Annotated in this window: 22 protein-coding genes; 11 read left to right on the top strand and 11 right to left on the bottom strand. The window is 73.1% G+C overall.

The genetic code is table 11. The features are described 5' to 3' along the window. Positions 1-17 precede the first annotated feature (17 nt). From RM779_RS16470 to RM779_RS16445, 6 genes are all read left to right on the top strand, one after another. Positions 18-1,268 (top strand): extracellular solute-binding protein, encoded by a 1,251-nt coding sequence (locus RM779_RS16470; RefSeq protein WP_311618444.1) that lies wholly within the window; start codon positions 18-20, stop codon positions 1,266-1,268. A 96-nt stretch (positions 1,269-1,364) separates the two neighbouring features. Then, positions 1,365-2,399, top strand: coding sequence for a carbohydrate ABC transporter permease (locus RM779_RS16465; protein WP_394813310.1), 1,035 nt, complete (start codon positions 1,365-1,367; stop codon positions 2,397-2,399). A gap of 2 nt (positions 2,400-2,401) precedes the next feature. Further along, positions 2,402-3,355, top strand: coding sequence for a sugar ABC transporter permease (locus RM779_RS16460; RefSeq protein WP_311618443.1), 954 nt, complete (start codon positions 2,402-2,404; stop codon positions 3,353-3,355). A gap of 66 nt (positions 3,356-3,421) precedes the next feature. Further along, positions 3,422-5,092: a glycoside hydrolase family 13 protein gene (locus RM779_RS16455; RefSeq protein WP_311618442.1), complete on the top strand. Its 1,671-nt coding sequence runs from the start codon at positions 3,422-3,424 to the stop codon at positions 5,090-5,092. A 63-nt stretch (positions 5,093-5,155) separates the two neighbouring features. Next, positions 5,156-6,169 (top strand): LacI family DNA-binding transcriptional regulator, encoded by a 1,014-nt coding sequence (locus RM779_RS16450; RefSeq protein ID WP_311618441.1) that lies wholly within the window; start codon positions 5,156-5,158, stop codon positions 6,167-6,169. Between the two features lie 347 nt (positions 6,170-6,516). Further along, on the top strand, positions 6,517-8,094 hold the full coding sequence (locus tag RM779_RS16445) for an alpha-amylase (protein WP_394813309.1): 1,578 nt from the start codon (positions 6,517-6,519) through the stop codon (positions 8,092-8,094). Between the two features lie 39 nt (positions 8,095-8,133). Here the strand turns inward: RM779_RS16445 and RM779_RS16440 are convergent, their stop codons facing one another. Beyond that, on the bottom strand, positions 8,134-8,757 hold the full coding sequence (locus tag RM779_RS16440; protein WP_311618440.1) for a hypothetical protein: 624 nt from the start codon (positions 8,755-8,757) through the stop codon (positions 8,134-8,136). 79 nt (positions 8,758-8,836) lie between these two features. Then, complete coding sequence (locus tag RM779_RS16435; RefSeq protein WP_311618439.1) at positions 8,837-10,738, bottom strand: hypothetical protein; 1,902 nt, start codon at positions 10,736-10,738, stop codon at positions 8,837-8,839. A 130-nt stretch (positions 10,739-10,868) separates the two neighbouring features. Between RM779_RS16435 and cutA the strand changes: the two genes are divergently transcribed. Next, positions 10,869-11,219 (top strand): divalent-cation tolerance protein CutA, encoded by a 351-nt coding sequence (gene cutA / locus RM779_RS16430; RefSeq protein WP_311618438.1) that lies wholly within the window; start codon positions 10,869-10,871, stop codon positions 11,217-11,219. Positions 11,220-11,252: 33 nt separating this feature from the next. Here the strand turns inward: cutA and RM779_RS16425 are convergent, their stop codons facing one another. The 4 genes from RM779_RS16425 to glnII all read right to left on the bottom strand — a co-directional run bounded on the left by RM779_RS16425 (position 11,253) and on the right by glnII (position 15,691). Further along, the gene (locus RM779_RS16425) at positions 11,253-11,900 is read right to left on the bottom strand and encodes a LuxR C-terminal-related transcriptional regulator (RefSeq protein ID WP_077061852.1); all 648 of its coding nucleotides are present in this window, start codon (positions 11,898-11,900) and stop codon (positions 11,253-11,255) included. Positions 11,901-11,936: 36 nt separating this feature from the next. Beyond that, positions 11,937-12,998 (bottom strand): phosphatidylinositol-specific phospholipase C domain-containing protein, encoded by a 1,062-nt coding sequence (locus tag RM779_RS16420; RefSeq protein ID WP_311618437.1) that lies wholly within the window; start codon positions 12,996-12,998, stop codon positions 11,937-11,939. 136 nt (positions 12,999-13,134) lie between these two features. Further along, positions 13,135-14,451: a sensor histidine kinase gene (locus tag RM779_RS16415; protein ID WP_311618436.1), complete on the bottom strand. Its 1,317-nt coding sequence runs from the start codon at positions 14,449-14,451 to the stop codon at positions 13,135-13,137. Between the two features lie 217 nt (positions 14,452-14,668). Beyond that, positions 14,669-15,691 (bottom strand): glutamine synthetase, encoded by a 1,023-nt coding sequence (gene glnII, locus RM779_RS16410; protein WP_077061855.1) that lies wholly within the window; start codon positions 15,689-15,691, stop codon positions 14,669-14,671. Positions 15,692-15,929: 238 nt separating this feature from the next. On the opposite strand from glnII, the gene RM779_RS16405 reads away from it, so the two are divergent. Next, positions 15,930-16,823 carry a Gfo/Idh/MocA family protein gene (locus tag RM779_RS16405; protein WP_311618435.1) on the top strand — a complete coding sequence of 298 codons (894 nt, stop codon included), beginning with the start codon at positions 15,930-15,932 and terminating at the stop codon, positions 16,821-16,823. Between the two features lie 205 nt (positions 16,824-17,028). After that, positions 17,029-17,814: a polysaccharide deacetylase family protein gene (locus RM779_RS16400; RefSeq protein ID WP_311618434.1), complete on the top strand. Its 786-nt coding sequence runs from the start codon at positions 17,029-17,031 to the stop codon at positions 17,812-17,814. Positions 17,815-17,880: 66 nt separating this feature from the next. Here RM779_RS16400 and RM779_RS16395 read toward each other — a convergent pair whose 3' ends face one another. Further along, positions 17,881-18,279, bottom strand: coding sequence for a DUF2795 domain-containing protein (locus RM779_RS16395; protein ID WP_311618433.1), 399 nt, complete (start codon positions 18,277-18,279; stop codon positions 17,881-17,883). Positions 18,280-18,494: 215 nt separating this feature from the next. Continuing rightward, complete coding sequence (locus tag RM779_RS16390; protein WP_311618432.1) at positions 18,495-19,070, bottom strand: TetR/AcrR family transcriptional regulator; 576 nt, start codon at positions 19,068-19,070, stop codon at positions 18,495-18,497. A gap of 324 nt (positions 19,071-19,394) precedes the next feature. On the opposite strand from RM779_RS16390, the gene RM779_RS16385 reads away from it, so the two are divergent. Continuing rightward, positions 19,395-19,868, top strand: coding sequence for an SPW repeat protein (locus RM779_RS16385; RefSeq protein ID WP_311618431.1), 474 nt, complete (start codon positions 19,395-19,397; stop codon positions 19,866-19,868). Between the two features lie 80 nt (positions 19,869-19,948). On the opposite strand, the gene rsgA is transcribed toward RM779_RS16385, so the two are convergent. The 3 genes from rsgA to RM779_RS16370 form a co-directional block, all read right to left on the bottom strand. After that, the gene (gene rsgA / locus RM779_RS16380; protein WP_394813315.1) at positions 19,949-21,010 is read right to left on the bottom strand and encodes a ribosome small subunit-dependent GTPase A; all 1,062 of its coding nucleotides are present in this window, start codon (positions 21,008-21,010) and stop codon (positions 19,949-19,951) included. Positions 21,011-21,315: 305 nt separating this feature from the next. Beyond that, positions 21,316-21,558, bottom strand: coding sequence for a hypothetical protein (locus tag RM779_RS16375; RefSeq protein WP_311618429.1), 243 nt, complete (start codon positions 21,556-21,558; stop codon positions 21,316-21,318). After that, positions 21,555-21,755, bottom strand: a complete 201-nt coding sequence (locus tag RM779_RS16370; protein WP_311618428.1) for a hypothetical protein — start codon at positions 21,753-21,755, stop codon at positions 21,555-21,557. The genes RM779_RS16375 and RM779_RS16370 overlap by 4 nt, the downstream gene beginning before the upstream one ends. Positions 21,756-21,850: 95 nt before the next feature. On the opposite strand from RM779_RS16370, the gene RM779_RS16365 reads away from it, so the two are divergent. Next, on the top strand, positions 21,851-22,006 hold the full coding sequence (locus tag RM779_RS16365; protein ID WP_311618427.1) for a hypothetical protein: 156 nt from the start codon (positions 21,851-21,853) through the stop codon (positions 22,004-22,006). The last annotated feature ends 47 nt before the right edge of the window (positions 22,007-22,053 follow it).

Raw genomic sequence — 22,053 nt, 5'->3', positions numbered from 1 at the left:
CGTTTGAAGGAGTTCACATGCGGCGCAGCATAGGGACGACGGCCGTCGTCGCGGCACTGGCTCTTGCGGCAACAGCTTGCGGAAGCGACGGCGACGAGGGGGGCGGGGGCGCCGACGGTGAGCTTTCCGGCACCGTCACCTACTGGGACACCTCCAACGAGACGGAGGCCGAGGTCTTCCAGGCCGTGGCCGAGGACTTCGAGGAGCTGCACCCCGGCGTCACCGTCGACTACGTGAACATAGGCTTCGACGACGCGCAGAACCGCTTCAAGAACGCCGCGGGCGCCAACGAGGCGCCCGACGTCATGCGCACCGAGGTCGCCTGGGTGGCCGACTTCGCCAGCCTCGGCTACCTCTACCCGCTGGACGACACCGCCGCGCTCGACGACCAGGACGATTTCCTGGACGAAGCCTGGGCCAGCACCCAGTACGACGGCCAGACCTGGGCCGTCCCGCAGGTCACCGACACCCTCGCGCTGTTCTACAACCAGGCGCTGCTGGACGAGGCGGGCGTCGAGCCGCCCACGTCCCTCGCCGAGGTCGAGGACGCCACCGCCGCCTTCGAGGAGGCGGGCACCACCCCGCTGTACGTCCGCGGCGACGACCCGTACTGGTTCCTGCCGTTCCTCTACGGCGAGGGCGGCGACTTGGTGGACGCCGAGGCGCAGCAGGTCACCGTCGACGACGCGGCCGGGGTCGCCGCGTTCGAGCAGATGCAGGGCCTGATCGACTCCGGGGCCGCCATCACGGACACCAGCGAGGGCTGGGAGAACATGATGTCGTCCTTCGCGAACGGCGACGTCGCCATGATGATCAACGGCCCCTGGGCCATCGCCGACGCCACCGCCGCCCTCGGCGAGGACCTGGGCGTCGCGCCCGTCCCGGCCGGCGGCGAGGCGCAGGGCTCGCCCCTCGGCGGCTGGAACTACGGCGTCTACGCCGGCACCCCGGACGCCGACGCGTCCTTCGAGTTCGTCAAGTACATGGCCGCCGCGGAAACGCAGACGCGCATCACCGAGGAGCTGAGCCTGCTGCCCACCCGCGCCTCCGTCTACGAGGACCCGGCCGTCCAGGGCAACGAGATGGTGCAGTTCTTCAAGCCGGCCGTGGACGTCGCGCACGAGCGCCCCTGGATTCCCGAGGCGCAGTCCCTCTTCGAGCCGCTGCGCGTCTCCATCGAGGCCATGCTGACCGGTTCCGCCGCACCCGAGGAGGCCGCCTCCGACACCGGGGACGCCTACCGCGACCTCCTTGAGGACTGGAGCTGAACGAGGTGGCACCGGCAGCCGCGTCCGCGCGGTCACCCCGCGGAGCACGGAAGCGAGCGGCGCACCCCGCGCCGCGGGCACGAAGGGCCGACAACCATGGCTGACGCTGTGAACCCCCGCGCGACGGCCGCCACTGCCGCCCCGCGGGACGGCCGGCCGGCCGAGGCCGCGGGCGCGCCACGCGCCCGCGGCCCCCGCCGCGCGCCCGGCCGCCTGCGCCGGAAGCTGGCCGACTACTGGTACGCCTGGGCGATGATCGCGCCGGTGGTCCTGGTGATCGCCGTCATCATCGGCTGGCCACTGGTCCGCGGGATCTACCTCTCCCTCACCGACGCCGACGAGGCCAACGTCGAACGCACCATCGGCGTCAACACGATCCCCGCGACCTACGACTTCGTCGGCCTGGAGAACTACGCCGACATCCTGCGCGACAACACCTTCTGGGACCGGCTCGGCTGGACCGTCGTGTGGACCGTTGCCTGCGTGAGCATCACGTTCCTCATCGGCCTCGGCCTGGCCAACATGCTCAACCGCAACTTCCGCGGGCGCGCCGCCTACCGCATGGCCCTGATCCTGCCGTGGGCCATCCCGGCGTTCGTCTCCGTCTTCGCCTGGCGCATGCTCTACAACGAGCGCAACGGCATCCTCAACAGCCTCCTCGAAGGCCGCGGCATCGACGGCATCGCCTGGCTGTCCGACCCGACCTGGGCCAAGATCGCCGTCATCGCCACGAACGTGTGGCTCGGCGTGCCGTTCATGCTCATCGCCATCCTCGGCGCGCTCCAGTCCATCCCCGGCGAACAGTACGAGGCGGCCGAGATGGACGGGGCGAACGCCTGGCAGCGGTTCCGGAACATCACGCTGCCCGGCATCTCCTCCGTGTCCATGACGGTGGTGCTGCTCAGCACCATCTGGACGTTCAACATGTTCCCGGTGATCTACCTGCTGACCCGCGGCGGTCCGGCGGGCTCCACCGACATCCTCGTGACCGAGGCGTTCCGGCTGGCCTTCGTCGCCAGCCCGCGGGACTTCGCGAACTCCGCGGCCTGGGGCGTGCTCATCCTGCTGCTCCTGGTCCTCTTCGCGATCTCCTACCGCAGGGCACTCCGCAGGCAGGGAGAGGTGTGGTGACGATGGCGACCCATACGACACCGAGAAACGGCCACGAGCCCGAGGGCACCGCGCCGCCCGCGCGCCCCACCCCCGAGGCCGTCCCGGGCGGCGGCCTGGTGGGCACCGCGCGCGCCCGGCGCGTCCGCAGGCGCGGCGAACGCAGCCGCGCGGCGTCCATCGGCCTGCACGCGACGCTGCTCGTCGCCGCGCTGATCGCCGTGTTCCCGCCGTTCTGGCTGCTGGTCACCTCCTTCAAGCCGAAGGCCGACACGTTCACCAGGTCGCTCGTCTCCAACTTCACGCTGGACAACTACGACCACGTGATCAACGACACCGAGTTCCTCACGTGGTTCGGCAACTCGGTGCTCATCGTGGTGGTCACCACCGTCATCGGCGTGTTCATCTCGTCCACCACCGGCTACGCGCTCAGCCGCTTCCGCTTCCCCGGCATGCGGCCGCTGCTGTGGACCCTGCTGATCACGCAGATGTTCCCCATGGCCGTGCTGATCGTGCCGCTGTACAACCTGATGGCGCGCTACGGCCTGCTCAACCAGCCGACCGGCCTCATCGTCACCTACCTGACCATCGCGGTGCCGTTCTGCGCCTGGATGATGAAGGGCTTCTTCGACACGGTGCCCGTCTCCATCGACGAGTCGGGGCGGGTCGACGGCCTCACCCCGTTCGGCACGTTCTGGCGGCTGATCATGCCGCTGGCCAGGCCAGGGCTGGCCGTCACCGGCTTCTACACGTTCGTCACCGCCTGGGCGGAAGTCGCCTACGCCACGGCGTTCATGACCGGCGAGCAGAACCTGACGCTGGCCGGCGGCCTCCAGACCTTCGTCAACCAGCACACCCAGGACTGGCACCTGATGACGGCCGCCGCGGTGCTCATCGCGGTGCCCGCCACGCTGGTCTTCGGGTACGCACAGCGCCACCTCCAGTCCGGCCTCACCGCAGGCGCCACCAAGTCCTGACCGGACCGGACCGAGACCGGCCCCGGCCCTCCGCCCGCCCCCGCACGCGACACTCCCAGGGATGACATGACCCAGCACCTCGCCGACCGCACCCAGCCGACCAGCGACCCCGCAGGCGTCACCGGCAGCCGGCCCGACTGGTGGCGCGACGCGGTCATCTACCAGGTCTACCCGCGGTCCTTCGCCGACGGAAACGGCGACGGCATGGGCGATCTGCCAGGCATCCGCAGCCGGCTGCCGTACCTCGCGGGGCTCGGCGTCGACGCCGTCTGGCTCAGCCCGTTCTACGCCTCGCCGCAGGCCGACGCGGGCTACGACGTCGCCGACTACCGTGCCATCGACCCCATGTTCGGCGACCTGCACGACGCCGACGCCCTCATCCGCGACGCCCACGACCTGGGCCTGCGGATCATCGTCGACCTCGTGCCCAACCACTCCTCCGACCGGCACGAATGGTTCCAGCGCGCGCTGCGCGAAGGCCCTGGCTCCCCGCTGCGCGCCCGCTACCACTTCAGGCCGGGCCAGGGCGAGGCGGGCGAACGGCCGCCAAACGACTGGGAGTCCATCTTCGGCGGCCCGGCCTGGACCCGCACGGACAACCCCGACGGCACGCCCGGCGAGTGGTACCTGCACCTCTTCGCCCCGCAGCAGCCCGACTTCAACTGGGAGAACCGGGCGGTGCGGGACGAGTTCCGCTCCCTGCTGCGCTTCTGGCTCGACATGGGCGTCGACGGCTTCCGCATCGACGTGGCCCACGGCCTGGTCAAGGCCGCGGGGCTGCCCGACATGGGCCGTGCCGAGCAGCTGAAGATGCTCGGCACGCAGGTCCTGCCGTTCTTCGACCAGGACGGCGTGCACGACATCTACCGCTCGTGGCGCCAGATCCTCGACGAGTACCCGCAGCCGCGCATCGGCGTCGCCGAGGCGTGGACCCCCACCGCCGACCGCACCGCCCTGTACGTGCGCCCCGACGAGCTGCACCAGGCGTTCAACTTCCACTACCTCAACACCCCGTGGGACGCGGCAGGGCTGCGCCGCGTCATCGACTCCTCGCTCGACTCGATGCGGCCCGTCGGCGCCCCCACCACGTGGGTGCTGTCCAACCACGACGTGGTGCGCCACCTGACCCGGCTCGGCGGCGGCCCTGCGCGGGCCCGCGCCGCGACCCTGCTGATGCTCGCGCTGCCCGGCTCCGCGTACATCTACCAGGGCGAGGAACTGGGGCTGCCCGAGGTCACCGACCTGCCCGACGAGGTGCGGCAGGACCCCGCGTTCTTCCGCCGCGGCGCCCGCGCCGAATCCGACGGGCAGGACGGTCTGCGGGACGGCTGCCGCGTGCCGATACCGTGGACTGCGCAGGGCGAGTCCTACGGCTTCGGCAGCGGCGGCAGCTGGCTGCCGCAGCCCGCCGACTGGGGCAAGCTGGCCGTCGCCGAGCAGACCGGCGACCCCGAGTCGACCCTGGAGCTGTACCGGGCGGCCCTCGCCATCCGCAGGGACCACCCGGCGCTCGGCGCGGGCGACGCCGTCGAGTGGCTGGCCGCGCCCGCGGGCGTGCTCGCGTTCCGCCGCCGCGGCGCGGACGGCTCCGTCCTGGTCTGCGCCGTGAACACCACAGAAGCGCCCGTGCCGCTGCCCGAGCTGCTGACGGAGTCCGGCCACGCGCTGCTGGCCAGCGGCCACCGCCCGGCGGGCAGCACGCTGCCGCCGGACACCACCGTGTGGTGGCAGGCGTGAGCGCTGCCGAACGGCGCGCCGCGCGGCCGGGCCGTCGCGGGCACGTCAGCCCGGGAGGCCGCCGTGGCTGAGCCGGGCGCGGCGCTGCCGCAGCCCGCCCGGCTGGCCGACATCGCCGAGCAGGCCCGGGTCAGCGAGGCCACGGTCAGCCGGGTGCTCAACGGCAAGACGGGCGTGGCGGCGGCCACCAGACAGCGGGTGCTCGCGGCGCTCGACGTGCTCGGCTACGAACGGCCGGTGCGGCTGCGGCAGCGCAGCGCCGGCCTCGTCGGGCTGGTCATCCCCGAGCTGACCAACCCGATCTTCCCCGCGTTCGCGCAGGTCATCGAGCAGGTGCTGGCCGGGCACGGCTACACGCCCGTGCTGTGCACGCAGAGCCCGGGCGGCGCGACGGAGGACGAGCTGGTCGACCAGCTCGTCGAACGCGGCGTCACCGGCATTGTGTTCATGTCGGGACTGCACGCCGACACCACGGCCGACCCGGCCAGGTACGCGCGGCTGAGCGGGCGCGGGGTGCCGTTCGTGCTGATCAACGGGTTCAATCCGCGGGTGAAAGCCCCGTTCGTCTCGCCCGACGACGCCGCCGCCACCCGCATCGCGGTGCAGCACCTGCGGGCGCTCGGCCACCGCCGCGTCGGCCTTGCCGTCGGCCCGCACCGCTTCGTGCCGGTGCGGCGCAAGGTCGCCGGCTTCCGGGAGGAGACCGCGGACGAAGGCGTCGTGCGGCACTCGCTGTTCAGCGTCGAGGGCGGCCAGGCGGCCGCCGCGGCGCTGCTCGAAGCGGGCTGCACGGGCATCGTCTGCGGCAGCGACATGATGGCGCTCGGCGCGATCCGCGCCGTCCGGCAGCGCGGCCTCGACGTGCCGCGGGACGTGTCGGTCGTCGGCTACGACGACTCCGACCTGTTCGCGTTCACCGACCCGCCGCTCACGACGCTGCGCCAGCCGGTACGGGCGATGGCGAGCGCCGCGGTGAACGCGCTGCTCGAAGAGATCAACGGCAACCTGGTCCAGCACACCGAGTTCGTCTTCCAACCGGAACTGGTGGTCAGAGGCTCAACGGCCAAGGCCCTCTGAACGGCCGCCCGTTCGGTCCTGAACGCCGGCGCGGCGGACCGGCCACCGCCTTCGTGCGCCGCCACCGCGGCCCCGCATCCCCCGGCCGGCCGGGCGCGTGGGGCCGCTGGGCCCTCGGCCGACCGGGGGGCTGCCTGAAAGGTAGCAGCGCGCAAGTTCTTGCGAAAGGTGTTGCGGGCAGATGACGCGAACATTTCTCGTTCCTGTCCTGTCCCTTGACCGTTCAACGGGCCGCCTTTACGTTCATCCATGCAACTTCTTGCAGCAAGTGCCGTCTCATGCCAGTCGGCCTCGCGGGCACGGCGCGTTGCCTCCCACGGCCGCACCTCACCTCTCCAGGAGGCATCTTGTCCGCTCGTCGCCAGGTAGGACCGCGCCGCCGAGGGCCGGGCGCCCGGCTCCGGCGCCTCGCCAGTGCCGTCCTCGCCGGTCTCGTCGCCGTACCGGCCGCCGTCGTCTCACTGACCGCCACCGCCCCCGCGGCCCAGGCCGCACCCCCCGGGGCCAAGGACGTGACCGCCGTCCTCTTCAACTGGAACTTCGACTCCATCGCCCGCGAGTGCACCCAGCGGCTCGGTCCTGCCGGGTACGGATACGTGCAGGTCTCCCCGCCCCAGGAGCAGATCCAGGGCAACCAGTGGTGGACCAACTACCAGCCGGTCAGCTACCAGATCAACAGCCGCCTCGGCAACCGCGCCCAGTTCGAGAACATGGTCTCCACCTGCCGGAACGCGGGCGTCGGCGTCGTCGTCGACGCGGTCATCAACCACATGACGGCCGGCTCCGGCACCGGCACCGGCGGCTCGTCCTACACCAAGTACGACTACCCGGCCGCGCCGTACAGCGACTGGGACTTCCACTCCTGCCGCCGCGACATCGGCGACAACTACGGCGACCGCTACAACGTGCAGAACTGCGAACTGGTCGGCCTCGCCGACCTCGACACCGGCAAGGACTACGTCCGCGGGCGCATCGCCGACTACCTCAACGACCTGCTGTCCCTCGGCGTGGCCGGCTTCCGCATCGACGCCGTCAAGCACATCCCGGCCGCCGACCTGGCCAACATCCGCTCCCGCCTGTCAGACCCGGGCGTCTACTGGAAGCAGGAGGCGATCTTCGGCGCGGGCGAGGCGATCAGTCCCGACGAGTACCGGGCGACCGGCGACGTCCAGGAGTTCCGCTACGGCCGCGACCTCAAGCGGGTCTTCGAGAACGAGAGCCTCGCCTACCTGCGCAACTACGGCGAGGGCTGGGGCTACATGCCCAGCAACGGCACCGCCGTGTTCGTCGACAACCACGACACCGAACGCAACGGCTCCACCCTCAACTACAACAGCGGCGCCAACTACACCCTGGCCAACGTCTTCATGCTGGCCTGGCCCTACGGCGCGCCCGACGTCCACTCCGGCTACGAGTTCAGCAATCACGACGCGGGCCCGCCCAACAACGGAAACGTGAACGCCTGCTGGCAGGACGGCTGGAAGTGCCAGCACGCCTGGCCCGAGATCGAGTCCATGGTCGAGTTCCGCAACGTCAGCCGCGGCCAGGCCGTCACCAACTGGTGGGACAACGGGAACGACGCCATCGCCTTCGGGCGCGGCAGCCGGGCCTACGTGGCCATCAACCACGAATCCGGCTCCCTCACCCACACCTTCCAGACCTCGCTCGCCGCCGGCACCTACTGCGACGTACAGAGCGGCCGGTCCCTCACGGTCGACGGCTCCGGCCGGTTCACCGCGACCCTCGGCGGCAACACCGCCGTTGCCCTCCACACCGGCGCCCGCACCTGCGACGGCGGCGGCGCCCCGGGACCCGGCGCCGTACCGGCGGCCGGAGCCTCGTTCAGCGTCGACGCGCGGACGCAGCGGGGCGAGAGCGGCCACGTGGCCGGCCGTGCCGTACTGAACGGCGTCCGGCACATCTGACGTTCCGGTGCCGCACCGCCCCGCGGCCGGTGACCGCCGTCAGCCCCCGTCGGTCACCGGCCGCAGCCAGCCCTCGGGAACGACGGTGCCCTCGCCGAAGTCCTCGGCCAGCGACTGTCTCAACTCGGGCGTGTCCGCCACCACATCGGCCCGGACCACGCGGCTCTCCTCGTCGACGTGCGCCGACAGGACATCGTCGGGGTACTCCGCCATCAGCTCCTGCCGGGCCTGTGACAGCTCCTCGGCGCTGCGGTCGGCCGGCGGCACCTCCGGCTCCTCCGGCGCGGGCGCGACCTCGTCCGGCGCCTCGGTCTCCGGCCGCTCCGTCAACGTGAACCGCTCGCCGTCCCACGTGCCGGTCAGCACATAGTGCCCCCACGTGGTGTCCGCGGCGGACTCCGACGCCACCGCGTCCCAGTCCCAGCCCTCAACGGGCAGACCGTTGCCGCACTGTGGCGGCATCGAATACGCCAGCCCCGAGCAGAGCATCGGTTCGCCATCCCCGTTCTGGAGCACGGCGCCTGACACCTGATACTGCGCACCGTCCTGACCGCCCCTGTCCGCGGGCGGCTCAGGAGAGGAGCCGCCGGCCGGCGGTGCGCCGGAATCGGCGGACTCCTCCCCACAGGCACCGAGCAGCAGAACAACGGGCAGTATGCCCACAATCGCTCGTTTCCTCATGGTGATGTGACGCGGCCCGGCGCCCCCGGGTTCCCGTTCGCGCGCAGCGCCGCGCCGCACCTCAGCTCAGCATCGACAGCTCGCCGCCGTCCGCCAGCTCCGCCTTCAGCTCGGCCTGCGCGCCCTCCTCGGCCGGCAACGCCGCCGTCCTGCCCTCCGCGCGCCCCGTCACGCCGCCCTCCGCGACGATCGCCGACACCTGCTCGCTGCCCGCCGCCACCAGGTACCAGGCTTTCTCGGGGGACTGCCACAGCACACCGCTGAGCACCCGCGTCTCGCGCGGCCCGCACGCCGGATTGTCCTCCGCGCTCGCCGTCACCGACGCCGGCTCACCCGGCCGCCGCTCCGGCGCGACGAACTGCGCGAGCGACCTGCTGCCCGCCCCGCGCCACGTCTCGGCCCTCGTGCACACCCACTGCGCGGCGCCCCCGCCGTCCGGCAGCCGCTGCTCGGCGAACTGCCAGGCGTTGACCGCCCGCACCCCGTTCCCGTTCGCGGTCGACAGATTGCAGGCGAGCCGCGCCCACCGCTGCCGCGCCTCCGCGTCCGCCGCGACCTGCCGCCCCTCGCCCGGCGCGCCGTGCGTGAGCAGCGCAGGCGCCAGCTCACCCAGATCGGCCAGCATGAACGGCACATCAGCGCCCTGCGCCGTGATCTCCAGCACCGGCACCTCCGTGCACGGCGCCGCGCCCCCGCCCGCCGCCGCCCCGGCCACCGGGGTGCGCACCGCGTCCGTCACCCCGTGCTCGTCCACGTCGACCGGCGCCGTTCCCCCGCCGCCGGCCGCCAGATCGCGCAGCTCCGTCTTCGTCACCCACGGGGCCGTGAGATAACGGGTGTTGCCGTCGCTGCGGCCGACCACCACCGCGGACGCCCCGAGCAGATCCGCCCCGTCCACCCGCGCGAAGTCCAGCGCCGCACCGCCCGACTCGGCCCCCACCGGCTCCGCGTACCGCACCAGCCGCAGCCCGTCGTACAGCAGCACCACCGACGCCCCGCCGGCCTCCCCCGCGAACAGCAACTGCGCGGGGCCCGGCGCCGGCCCGGTCTGCGTACCGGGCGTCGCGGACACCGAGACGCCGTCGCCTGGCCGCGCCCACACCGCGAGCGCGCGGCGCAGCAGCCCCGTGTCCTCCAGCGCGGAACCGCGCGCCGGCCACACCGAGAAATCGCTGCGCGAGGCGCGCTGCCACACGTCCTCCGGAATGCGCCGCAAACCCTGCGGGTCGAGCGCCGCCTCGGCCGCGGCGTTCTCGCTGTACGGCGGCGCCGCGGCCCCGTCAGGGCCCCAGCCGTCCGGCAGGAACGCCACCGTGCCCGCGGCCACCGCCAGCGCGATCCCGCAGAACAGGGCCGTGCGCGCGTGACGGCGGCGGCGCAGCAGATCCGGCGGCCGCGCCTGGAGCGCGCAGGGATCGGCCGGCTCGGCCGCGTCGGCAAGCTCCTCGGCCGCCGCCACCGCGGCCCCGGCCCGCTCCTCCGGAACGCCCGCGGCCCGCAGCAACTCCGTGACCGCCGCCGCGCCGAGCCCGTCGAGGCGCCGCAGCGCGTACGCGGCGCGGGCCGCCGCGGGCAGCTCCGACAACTCCTGCTCCAGCTCGTCCGGCTCCCCGCCGCGCGGGAACAGCCGCAGCCCCACCACCTGCGGCAGCGCCCGCGGCACGTGCCGCAGCCATCCGGGACGGCCCTGCTCCAGCGCCGCCCGCAAAACCCGCATCCGCAGGAACGCGTACCCCGCGTCCGCCTCCGCGCGCTGCGGCGGCACCCCGGCACCCCCCTCACCTGCCTTGCCGCGGGGGAGCGCCCGCTGCGCCACGGAATGCGCCGCGAGCACCCGCCGGTGCCGTCCGGAATCGGACGGCAGCACGAGATAGGCGAGCCGGACGAGCCGCGGGTAGTGCTCGACCAGCGCCGCCTCGGCCTGGCTCAGCCCCGGCGCGGGCCGCACATGAGGAGAAGACACATCGGTGGGAGACACATCCGGCAGAACGAGCCTCCCCGGCCCCGGTTACGAACGCACACCGGTACGAGCCGGACCCCCGGACGGCGGTAGGGTCCTGGGTCCTGGCGGCGCACCGACGAAGGAGACGCACATGTCCGGCCACCTGACCGTCCTCACCACCACCGGCAGCAGGCCCGCGGCGGAAGCCCTGGCCCGCTCTGCCGTGGCGGACCGCCTGGCCGCCTGTGCCCAGATCGAGGGCCCGGTCACCAGCGTCTACCGCTGGAACGGCGAGATCCAGACGGACGAGGAGTGGCGCGTCCTGTACAAGACCACGACCTCCCGGTACCCGGCCCTGGAGTCCCACATCCGTGCCACCCACCCGTACGACACCCCGGAGATCATCGCCACCGGGATCACCCACGGCAGCGCGGAGTACCTCGGGTGGCTGGAGGAGGAGACCACTCAGGCCCCGAACACGCCCTGGGACGCCGCGCCTTGAGGAGGGGCTCTGAGGGAGCCTTGAGGGCAGGGCTCAGCGTTCGAGGTAGGTGAGGACGGCCAGGACGCGGCGGTTGTCGTCGTCGGACGGGGGGAGGCCGAGCTTGGTGAAGATGTTGGACGTGTGCTTGGCGACGGCCCGTTCGGTGACGACGAGCCGCTCGGCGATGGCCGCGTTGGAACGGCCCTGTGCCATCAGCTCGATGACTTCGCGCTCCCGCGGAGTCAGCCGTTCCAACGGGGTGTTGTGGCCGCCGCGCTGGGCCAGGAGCTGCTGGATGACCTGCGGGTCCATGGCCGTGCCGCCCGCGGCGACGCGGCGGACGGCGTCGATGAACTGGTCGGCGTCGAAGACGCGGTCCTTCAGCAGGTAGCCGACGCCGCCGTTGCCGTCCGCGAGCAGCTCGCGCGCGTACAGACGTTCGACGTGCTGGGAGAGGACGAGAACGGGCAGGCCGGGCTGCTCGCTGCGGGCCTGGAGGGCGCATTGCAGGCCCTCGTCGGTGAACGACGGCGGGAGCCGGACGTCGACGATGGCGACGTCGGGCCGCAGGTCGGCGAGGGCGCGGGTGAGCCCCGGGCCGTTGTCCACCGCGGCGGCGATCTGGAAGTCGTGCGCCTCCAGGAGCCGGACCAGACCGTCCCGGAGCAGGAACAGATCTTCGGCGAGGACAACGCGCACGGGGCTCTCCGTATCTCGGTGGGGCAGGGCCTCAGCCTATCCGCGCGGTACGACGGTCGACAGCACGGTGGGCAGGCCGGACCAGTCGGAGGTGACGATGCTGGCGCCGGCCGCGGCCAGTTCGTGCACGCGGGCCAGCGCCTCGGCCTCGCCGGGGCTGACGGGGTCGATGGCGGGCGGGACGCTGTGGGCGGAGGTCATGATAAGCAGGTAGTCGCGGTCGGTGTACCAGGTGGTGTCGATGCCGCCCTGGGTATAGGCGGTGGCGTCGCCGTCGAAGACGACGAACCACGGGCGTATCGCGGCGTCCTCGTAACGGCTGGTGCGCGGGTCGCCCGCCTCGGCGCCGAGCACGGCGGGGAACGCGGCGGCCCGGTCGAGGGTACCGGCCGCGGCCAGGTCGCGCAGGTGCGTGCCGTACTCCTCGTCGGTCCACAACTGGTCGAACGGGTTGCCCTGTTCGACGGTGCCGGGGATGAGGTGCACCAGGAACCGGCCGGCCAGCTCCGCGCGGCCGGGGAAGCCGCCCGCTCGCACGGCCTCGTCCAGCGTGGCGTGGCCGCCGGCGGCGGTGAGGTCGCCAGGGCCGTAGACGGCGTCGCCGAGGATGTCGTTGATCAGCGCGTCCAGCTCGTCGGGGCCGCGGCCGAGGTTGTCGGCGAAGCCGTCCTTCAGCTCGATCTTGAGCTGGATCGGCGGGTGTCCCGGGTTCGCCTCGTGCCAGGCGCGGATGTCCGCCAGGCAGCCGGCCAGGCTCTGGTTGACGGGACCGGTGCGCAGGTCGGCGGCGGTGGCGGCGTTCTCGCAGTTGTTGTCGTTGCCGATCGGGTTGCTGTGGGAGACCCGCCAGCCGCTGCCGGAGAAGTTGGTCCAGACGTCGAGTTCGAGGAGGCCCGCGCCGGAGTCGAGGGCGTCGGCGAAGTAGGGGAAGGTGCCGGTCTCGTAGGCGTTGTGCACGCCGACGGAGGTGGTCGCGGAGTAGGCGGGGGCGACCGTGGCGGCGGGGGCGCCCGCCTGGGCCGGGAGGGACGCGGTGAGGAGGAGGGCCGCCGCGGCGAGGACCGCCGGGGCCGCCGCGGCCGTGAACGAGCGTGGCATGCAGTGCCGCCTTCGTTGAGTCGTGGGGTCGTGGACTCTCAACGAGGGGGTAGCGTACGGCAGTTCGACTGCGTTCAGGTGACGTGGGGGCGGAGCGGCGGCGGAGTTCCGGCAACGGGCCCCCGCCGCCCCGGGGTCAGCGCAGCGCGGTGCGGTGGCCCGGCTCGGCCAGGGAGCAGGGGATCTCGATGGTGACGAGGGTCGGCCCGCCCGCCGGGCTGCTGATGGCGAGGACCCCGTCGAACGCGCCGAGCCTGCGCTCCAGGCCGCGCAGCCCGCTGCCGGCCTCCAGGCTGGCGCCGCCGCGGCCGTTGTCGGTGATGGCGATGCGCAGCGTCCTGGCCGTGCCGTTGTAGTAGATGTCCAGCCAGGCGCGCTCGGCCTCGGCGTGCTTGGCCGCGTTCGTCAGGATCTCGCTGATCGCGAAGTAGGCGGCCGATTCGACGGGCTCCTCCAGGCGTCCCGGCAGCTCGACGTCGACCTCGACGGGCAGCTGCATGCGCAGCGCGAGCGCGCGGGCGGCGTCGCCGAGGCCGCGTTCCGCGAGGACGGGCGGGTGGATGCCGCGGACGAGGTCCCGCAGCTCGGACAGGGCCTCCGCCGAGTTTTCCCTGGCCTGGGCGAGGAGGTGCTTGGCCTGCTCGGGGTCCTTCTCGATCAGCGCCTCGATCGTGCCGAGGCTCATGCCCATGGCGACCAGCCTGGCCTGTGCGCCGTCGTGCAGATCACGTTCGATGCGGCGCAGCTCGGCCGCGGAGTTGTCCAGCGCGTCGTGCCTGGTCTCGGTCAGCCGGGCGACGCGCTGCGCGAGCAGCCGCTTCTCGGAGGCGCCGATGAGGGCGCGGGTCATCTGGAAGTGGCCGGTGAGGAGCAGCGGGTTCCAGCGGAGCGCGATGCCGGCGAGGGCGAGGCCGGTGAGGGCGGCGAGCACCGCGGTGAACCAGGAGGAGATCGGCACGAACGTGAACCAGTACGTGCCGCCCGCGTCCACGATCGGCTGCCAGACCCCGCACAGCAGGACCAGGCCGTAGAGGGCGTACCCGAACAGCGCCCACGGCAGCATGGAGGTGACGAAGCCCGCGACGGCGTCGACGAACAGCCAGCCGACGTCACGCCAGGTCGCCGGGTCCTTCAGCATGTGCACCGTGCGCTCGACCTGCCCGGCGAGGCCCGGCCGCGGGCCGCCGGGCAGCGGCCCGCCGGGCAGCGGGCGGTAGCCGGCGTGGATGCTGATGCCGTACCAGTCCTTCGCGAACGTCCTGCGCTGGTTGGCGTGGGCCCGGATGGCGTCGACGATCACGGGGGTCGTGAAGAGGCCGATGCCGAGGCCGACGAACACCAGGGAGAGGACGAAGAGGATGAACAGCAGGAGCGAGACGCCGAGCGAGAGCAGCGACAGCAGCAGTCCCTGTGCGGCGGCCAGCAGCGCGCTCCGTACCCGTTGCCCGTTCATGTGCGCGTGCCTTCCTGTCCCGTGAGTGCTCCCCCAAGTCTGCTGCCTGCCGCGGGCGGCCGTCACGGGGGGCGGCAGCCCTGGCCGTGGGTGTACTCAGATACACCAAAGGCGCCCGCCGCGGGCGGGCGCCCCTGATGTTCCCCCGGAACCTGATGTCTCCCCGGAACCGCGCCCGAGCTGCCGGCCACGGCCGGGGAGACGTGTGAGGGAGCGGTCAGGCCAGGTCGGCCTTCTCCAGCTCGGTGCAGACGGTGTCCACCATGAGGCGGGTCACGACGTACGGGTCGCAGTTGGCGTTCGGGCGGCGGTCCTCGATGTAGCCCTTCTTGTCCCGCTCGACCTGCCAGGGGATGCGGACGGAGGCGCCGCGGTTGGACACGCCGTAGCTGTACTGGTCCCACGGCGCGGTCTCGTGGGCGCCGGTGAGGCGGTCCTCGACGCCGACGCCGTAGTTGCGCACGTGCTCCAGCGGCTTGCCCTCCTGGCCGAGGGCGTCGCAGGCGGCGATGATCGCGTCGTAGCCCTCGCGCATGGCCTTGGTCGAGAAGTTGGTGTGGGCGCCAGCCCCGTTCCAGTCGCCCTTGGCGGGCTTGGGGTCGAGGGTGGCGGACACGCCGAAGTCCTCGGCGGTGCGGTAGAGCAGCCAGCGGGCGATCCACAGCTGGTCGGAGACCTCGAGCGGGGAGAGCGGCCCGACCTGGAACTCCCACTGGCCCGGCATGACCTCGGCGTTGATGCCGGAGAGGCCGAGCCCGGCCTTCAGACAGTTCTCCAGGTGCGCCTCGACGATCTCGCGGCCGTAGATCTCGTCGGCGCCGACGCCGCAGTAGTAGCCGCCCTGCGGGGCGGGGAAGCCGTTCTCCGGGAAGCCGAGCGGCCGGGAGCCCTGGAAGAACGTGTACTCCTGCTCGATGCCGAAGATCGGCTCCTGGGCGGCGAAGCGCTCGGCGACCGGGCGGAGCCTGGCCCTGGTGTTGGACGCGTGCGGGGCGCCGTCGGCGACGTTGTAGACCTCGCACAGCACGAGCCGGTGGTCGCCGCCGCGGATCGGGTCGGGGTAGGAGGCGACCGGCTTGAGGATGCAGTCCGACGCGTGGCCCTCGGCCTGGTTGGTGCTCGATCCGTCGAAGCCCCACTCCGGCGGCGCGGCGCCGTCCGCGAGGATCTTGGTCTTGGAGCGCAGCTTGGCGGTCGGCTCGGTGCCGTCGATCCAGATGTACTCGGCCTTGTAGCTCACGGTCGTGCTCCTCGGGGGCGGGCTGGTGTGCGGGCGTGTGCGGGTGTGCGCGGGCGTGCGCGGGGTCCGCGGGCGCGCGGCATGCGCTGCCCGTAGCTTGCTCGTAGCTTCGCGACCTGCGATTTCCCATCCGTTGCCCGGCTGTTAAGGGGGCGTGAACCATGCCGCGGCGGCGGCCTTAGGGTGGGCGCGGACGTCAGAGATCAGAAAAAGTGATCAGAAGTGAGGCCCGGAAGAGATGAGAATCGGTCTGCTCGGTACCGGCCCGTGGGCGCGGCTGACCCAGGGCCCCGCCCTCATGGAGCATCCGGAGGCCGAGCTGGTCGGCGTCTGGGGCCGCAGGGCCGAGGCCGCCCAGGAGCTGGCCGGGCGGCTGGACACCCGGGCCTACCCGGACGCGGACGCGCTGTTCGCGGACTGCGAGGCGGTCGCGTTCGCGCTGCCGCCCGACGTGCAGGCGCCGCTGGCCGCGCGGGCCGCCGCGGCGGGCTGCCACCTGCTGCTGGACAAGCCGGTGGCGACGGCGGTGCCCGCGGCACGGGCGGTCGCGGACGCGGTGACGGCGTCGGGCGTGGCCTCGGTGGTCTTCTTCACGCTGCGGTTCGCCCCGGAGACGTCGGCGTGGGTCGCGGCGCAGAGCGCGACCGACGGCTGGCTCGCGGGCCGCGCGGACTGGTTCTCGCCGGTCTTCGGCGGGGCGGACACCCCGTACTCGACCTCCCAGTGGCGCAAGGAACGGGGCGCGCTGTGGGATGTGGGCCCGCACGCGCTGTCGCTGCTGCTGCCGCCGCTGGGCGAGGTGACCGGCGTGACCGCGGCGAGCGGTCCTGGGGACCTGGTGCACCTGGCGCTGCGGCACGCCTCGGGCGCGTCGAGCGCGCTGACGCTGACGCACACGATGCCGCCGCAGGCGTCGTCGGTGACGGCTGAGCTGCGGGGCAGCGCGGGCATATCGACCCTGCCGGAACGTGCGGACGGCGGCGCGGTCCGGCCGTTCATGCGAGCGTTCGACGCGCTGCTCGCGTCGGCCCGCACGGGTGAGGCGCACGCGTGTGACGCGCACTTCGGCCTGCGCGTGACGGAGGTCCTGGCCCGAGCGGAACGAGCCCTGGCGGCCGGGCCCCCGGCGTGAGTCCCCGGAGGCCGCGGGGCTCCCGTATACGGTTCGCGCCTGCCGGTGCCGCGTGCGCCGAACGGGTGCAGTGGGCCGGGGGCCGGTGTCGGCGGACGGTCGCGGCGGGGCGGCGTGAGCACAGTGAGGCATGCCGTTCATGTCATATGACTCGTCCGACTCGTCCGACTCATCCGACTCTTCTGGTAAGTCGTACAAGCCGAGTGTGCCGCGTCGCCCCCGAGTGACCCGCCGCACGCTGCTCGCCGCCGCCGCGGGAGTCGGCCTGCTCGCGCTCAACCGGCTGCTGGTCGACTCCACCACCGCGGGCAGGCCGCTGGGCTCCGGCGGCGCCGACGCCGGGGCACCGGGACAGCGGCAGGCCGCGGGCGGCGGCGCGCGCGCCGCCCCCGCCGCCGGGCGGCTCACGCCGGTCCGCATCCTGCCCGGTACCGGCCGCAAGCTCGCGCTCACCTTCGACGACGGCCCGCACCCCACGTGGACCCCGCAGGTCCTCGGCCTGCTGCGGCAACACGGCGCGCCCGCCACGTTCTTCGTCATCGGCGAGAACGCCGTCTGGCAGCCCGACCTGCTGCGGGCCATCGCGGCGGACGGGCACCTGGTCGCCAACCACTCCTGGAGCCATCCGCGGTTCGACCGCATCCCGCGCGAGAGTGTCCGCGAGGAGCTGGCACGCACCAGCGAGGTGATCGGGGACGTTCTCGGCGAACCGCCGCGGTGGGCCCGCGCGCCCTACGGGGTCTGGCATCCGGCGAGCCTGGAGATCTGCGCCGAGTTGGCCATGCGGCCGCTGGACTGGTCCGTCGACACCGCCGACTGGTCCCGTCCCGGCAGCGACCGCATCGCCGACACCCTGCTGGGCAGGGCCCATCCGGGCGGCATCGTGCTCGCCCACGACGGCGGCGGCGACCGCGCGCAGACGGTCGCCGCCCTGCGGCACTGCCTGCCCCGCCTGGCCGACCGCGGCTACGACCTGGTCCAGCCGGCCTGACGGGCCAGACGGGCCTGACGGGCCTGACGCGGCAGGGCCCGTGGCCCGTGGCCCGTACGGGAGTTGTCACGCCTCCGGCTTGCGGCCGAGGGCGTCGACCACCTCCTGCACGTTCGCGAAGGAACGGCCGTCCGGCAGGCCGCGGACCGTCTCGACCAGGTCGTCCGGCGCGTATTCGGCGGCCAGCGTGCGCAGCAACTCCTCGCGGTCGGCCGGGAAGGCGGTGCGGCGCAGGTGGCGGGCCAGTTCGAAGCGGAACGCCTCGCGCTCCGCCTCCTCGGTCGTCGTCGCGCCGCGGGGCGGGACCGGGCCGTCGGCCAGCGCAGGATCGTCGTCCGCGCCCGGCTCCGGGTCCCGCCAGTCCTCGGCCCTGTTGGGGTGATCACCGCGCAGCATGCCCTGGAGTTCGTGCTTCATCTCGTCGTCCCGGTGGGGGCTGAGACGATCGCTTCCCCGTTGCTGCATGGCTTCCTCCTCGCCGTGGCTTGCTGGGGAGCCCCCGGGTACCCGCCGCGGCGCGGCCGACACGGCGGGGTTTGCCCCCGGGGCGCACGGGAACCCGTGCAACCGGCCGAGCGAGCGGCCTCATGGGGGAGCGAGTAGCTCCGGGCGCGGGAATTCAGGGGCCCGCCCCGGAGCTTCGTCCGCGATGCCCGCCGTGCCCGCCGTGCCCGCCGCGTTCAGCGGCCGAGCAGCGATTCCAGGACCGCGTCCAGATAGCGGCGGTTGTCCTCGCCGTGGGACATGACGTCGGGAACGGCGCGGGCCAGCTGGGCCCGGCCGAGGTAGCCGGAGTACGTCTGAACGCTGCGGATGCGCGCCTCGGCCGCGTCGAGGCCCAGCTCCACGAACAGCCCGGTGAGGTAGTCGAGCCGCCTGGTGACGACCCGTCGGAGGACGGCCGCGACCTGCGGGTGCGCCGCCTCGGCGAGCAGCACCAGCTCGGTGGCGTCCCGCGTCGCCATCTCCGTTGCGGTGGAGAAGAGTTCGCGAATGCGCGCCAGCGGGTCCCGCTCCTGGCCGAGGGCGGCGATGACCTCTTCGGTCTGTGAGGTCTCCCAGCGGGCGAGCGCGGCTTCGATCAGCGCCTCGCGGTTGGCGAAGTGCCAGTAGAAACTGCCCTTCGTGGCGCCGAGCCCGGCCGCCAGCGGCTCGATGGCGATGGCGGCGAGCCCGCCCCCCTCGCGGAGCGCGGCCAGGGCCGCCTCCGCCCAGTCCGCGGCCGACAGACGGCTTCGTCCTGCTGGTCGTGGCATGACTGAACGGTAACGTACCGTATACCCATACGGCGTCGTATGGAACCGTTTGCCCCCCTCGCCGGTGACCCCCCGCAAGGGGGTGCTCCCGCTCCGCGCCCGGCCGTCGCGCTCCGTCGGGGTGCCGCTGGCCAGCGGTGATGTCCCGCCCCCGCGTCCGCCCTGCCGCCGCCCGCTGTCCGCGCGGAGGGGGTGTTCGCTCGGTGGTAACGGTCCCATCACATATCCGGCCGTGATGGGGGTACTCAAGGTCCTGAATTACTCAAATGGCCCATTGCGGGCATATCGAAAGTGCCTGTGAACAGATCGAAGGAGGCCGGTCGCATGTCCGACGTCTCACACCGCCAGCGGGGCGATCTCGCGGGACACCCCGACGAAAGGGAGATGCGGGAGCGCTACTCCCGTGTCATGGGCGGGCGCGACGTGGTGTTCGCCGACGGCCCGGTGTTCCTGGCCGGACTGTACGCAGCCGTCTCGGCATGGGCGGTGCACTTCAACGACAGCCAGCCCGAGCTGGCTACCACCAACCTGATCGCGGGGATCGCGGTGGCGCTGCTGGCCCTGGGGTTCAGCCGGGCCCCTGAGCGGATGTACGGCATGAGCCACGCCATCGTCGTGATCGGCGCCTGGCTCATCGTCTCGCCCTGGCTGGTCGGTGATGGGCCCGATGCCGGCATCATCCTCAGCAACGTCATCACGGGAGGCATCATCTGCCTGCTCGGCCTGGTGTGTGCCGCGGCGGCGCTGAAGGCGCACCGCAGCTCTTCCCGAGGCGCAGGACACGCCCCGCGCGGATAGCGGCGCATCACGACGGGGGCGCCCGGCCCGGGCCGGGCGCCCCCGTTCGCGCGGTCAATGCGGCGACGCGGGAACGGGGTCTACCGCTGCCGGTCGCGGAACCGGTACATCGCCCGCTGGTGCCGCTTGAGCGTCTTCCACCGGTCCGCCTGCTCGGCCGCCAGCCGGGCGTCGGTGCGGGCGGCGGCCCACGCGTTCTCCCGCAGCAGCTTGCGGTAGCTGGCCAGCCGGCGCGGCGGCAGCTCACCCGATTCGACGGCCGCCAGCACGGCGCAGTCCGGCTCCGTCTCGTGCGCGCAGTCGGCGAACCGGCAGTCCGCGGCGAGCCGTTCCATCTCGGGGAAGACCTGATCCAGGCCCTCCGCCGCGTCGTGCAGGCCGACGCCGCGCAGCCCCGGGGTGTCGATCAGCACGCCACCGCCCGGCAGCGGGACCAGCTCCCTGCGCACCGTGGTGTGCCGGCCCTTGTCGTCCCGTTCGCGCACCGCCCCGGTGGCCAGGCGGTCCGCGCCGAGCAGCGCGTTCCCCAGCGTGGACTTGCCGGCGCCGGACGGGCCGAGCAGCACCACCGTCCCGGTCAGCAGCGCCGTCAGCTCCGGCAGCCCCTCCCCGGAGACCGCACTGGTCGCCACGACGTCCACCCCGGGCGCGGCGGCCGCCGCCCCGGCGAGCACGTCGGAGACGTCCTCCGTGCCGTCCGCCTTGGTCAGGGCCACCACCGGCCTGGCGCCCGACTCCCAGGCCAGGGCGAGCAGCCGCTCCAACCGGCCCGCGTCCAGCGCGGTGGTCAGCGACACGGCCACCACGACCGTGTCCACGTTGGCGGCCAGCACCTGACCGTGGGAGTCGCGGGCGGCCGAGGCCCGCACGATGGCCGTGCGCCGCGGGAGCAGGGCGGCCAGCCGCGGCTCCGCGCCGGGCGTGAGAGCCGCCCAGTCGCCGGTGCACGGGTCGAGACCGCGACCGGTGACGGCCCTGAGGGGCCCCGCGGCGGCGGCGACGTCGCACCGGCCGCGGTCGACGGCGATCACGCGGACCGGCTCGTGTCCGGCGGCGCGGTGCGCCGCGAAGGAGAGTTCGAGTGAATCGTCCCAGCCGTAGGCGGACAGCCCGCCGTAGGGGGATGGTGAGGAATGCACGATGAGAGAACCCTTGGGGAAGGGGCCCCGAGGAAGGACGCGGGGGTCAGACCGGGGCCCGGGAGGTGAGGATGGTCCGGGCGCTGCGCAGGGCAGCGGTCTTTGCGACAGCCATCACACTCACCTCCGGGATCTCGTGGCGCGGCACCTGCAGTCCGCGCGAACCCGGCCACGGTAACACAGCACACCCACCCGCGCCCCACCCCCAACAGCCCGCCGCCGGGCGCCGCTTCCGTTCCGCGGGAGGGCGAACGTGCCCGCCCGGCCGGAAGCGCTACCCCTCGGTGGTCGCGGGTGGCGGCCCGGTCTCAGGGCGTGCCTGCCGGTGGGTGTCGTGGGCGGTGGCGGCGGGGGTGGTGGCGGGCGGCCCACAGCACGGTGGCACGCGTCATCACGAGCGATTCGCCGCCGGTGAACACGACCCGTTTCGCGCCGCCGCGCAGCGCGGTCATATCCGTAACGGTGAACTGCTGGCCGCCGATCATGACCTGATCCCCGCGGGCGATGGTGGCGGCGTCCACCTCGACCGATACCAGCACACCCGCGTTCACGGCCGCCCCCCGCAGGCCGGGGAACAGGCACGCAGCGGGCGGCCGTTCACGGTGGCCAGGACGCGGGAACGCTCGCCGGGGCGCTGCCCGAGCCAGGCCCGGCACAGCACACAAGCAGTCCCGGACCCCTGCCGCGGCGAGAGGTCCCGTTCCAGATCAAGCCCCATCAGCAGAACGGGCAGCGGCGCGTCACGCACGGCGGCCTCCCCGCGGTGGGAGCACGTGCCGAAGTGCCTCAAGCAGCACCGGCGGATCGGTCAGGCACGTCGGAGTCGGGCGGATCAACCACCGGATGGCCGCGCCACCGGTCCACGGCCCCTCACACCACGACGCGGGCGGCACCGCCACCACCCGCGGCCCGCGCATGATGTCCACCCCCGGCGCCCGTTCCTCCCACCCCACCGCCGCACCCGGCCGCACCAGCCACGTCAGCACATCCGCGACCTGATCCTGAACGACCGGCCCCGACCGCTCCCGCAACCGCGAGACAACCCG

Source organism: Streptomyces johnsoniae (genome assembly GCF_031845565.1).
Lineage (GTDB): Bacteria > Actinomycetota > Actinomycetes > Streptomycetales > Streptomycetaceae > Streptomyces > Streptomyces johnsoniae.
This window is presented reverse-complemented; position numbering and strand designations above follow the sequence as displayed.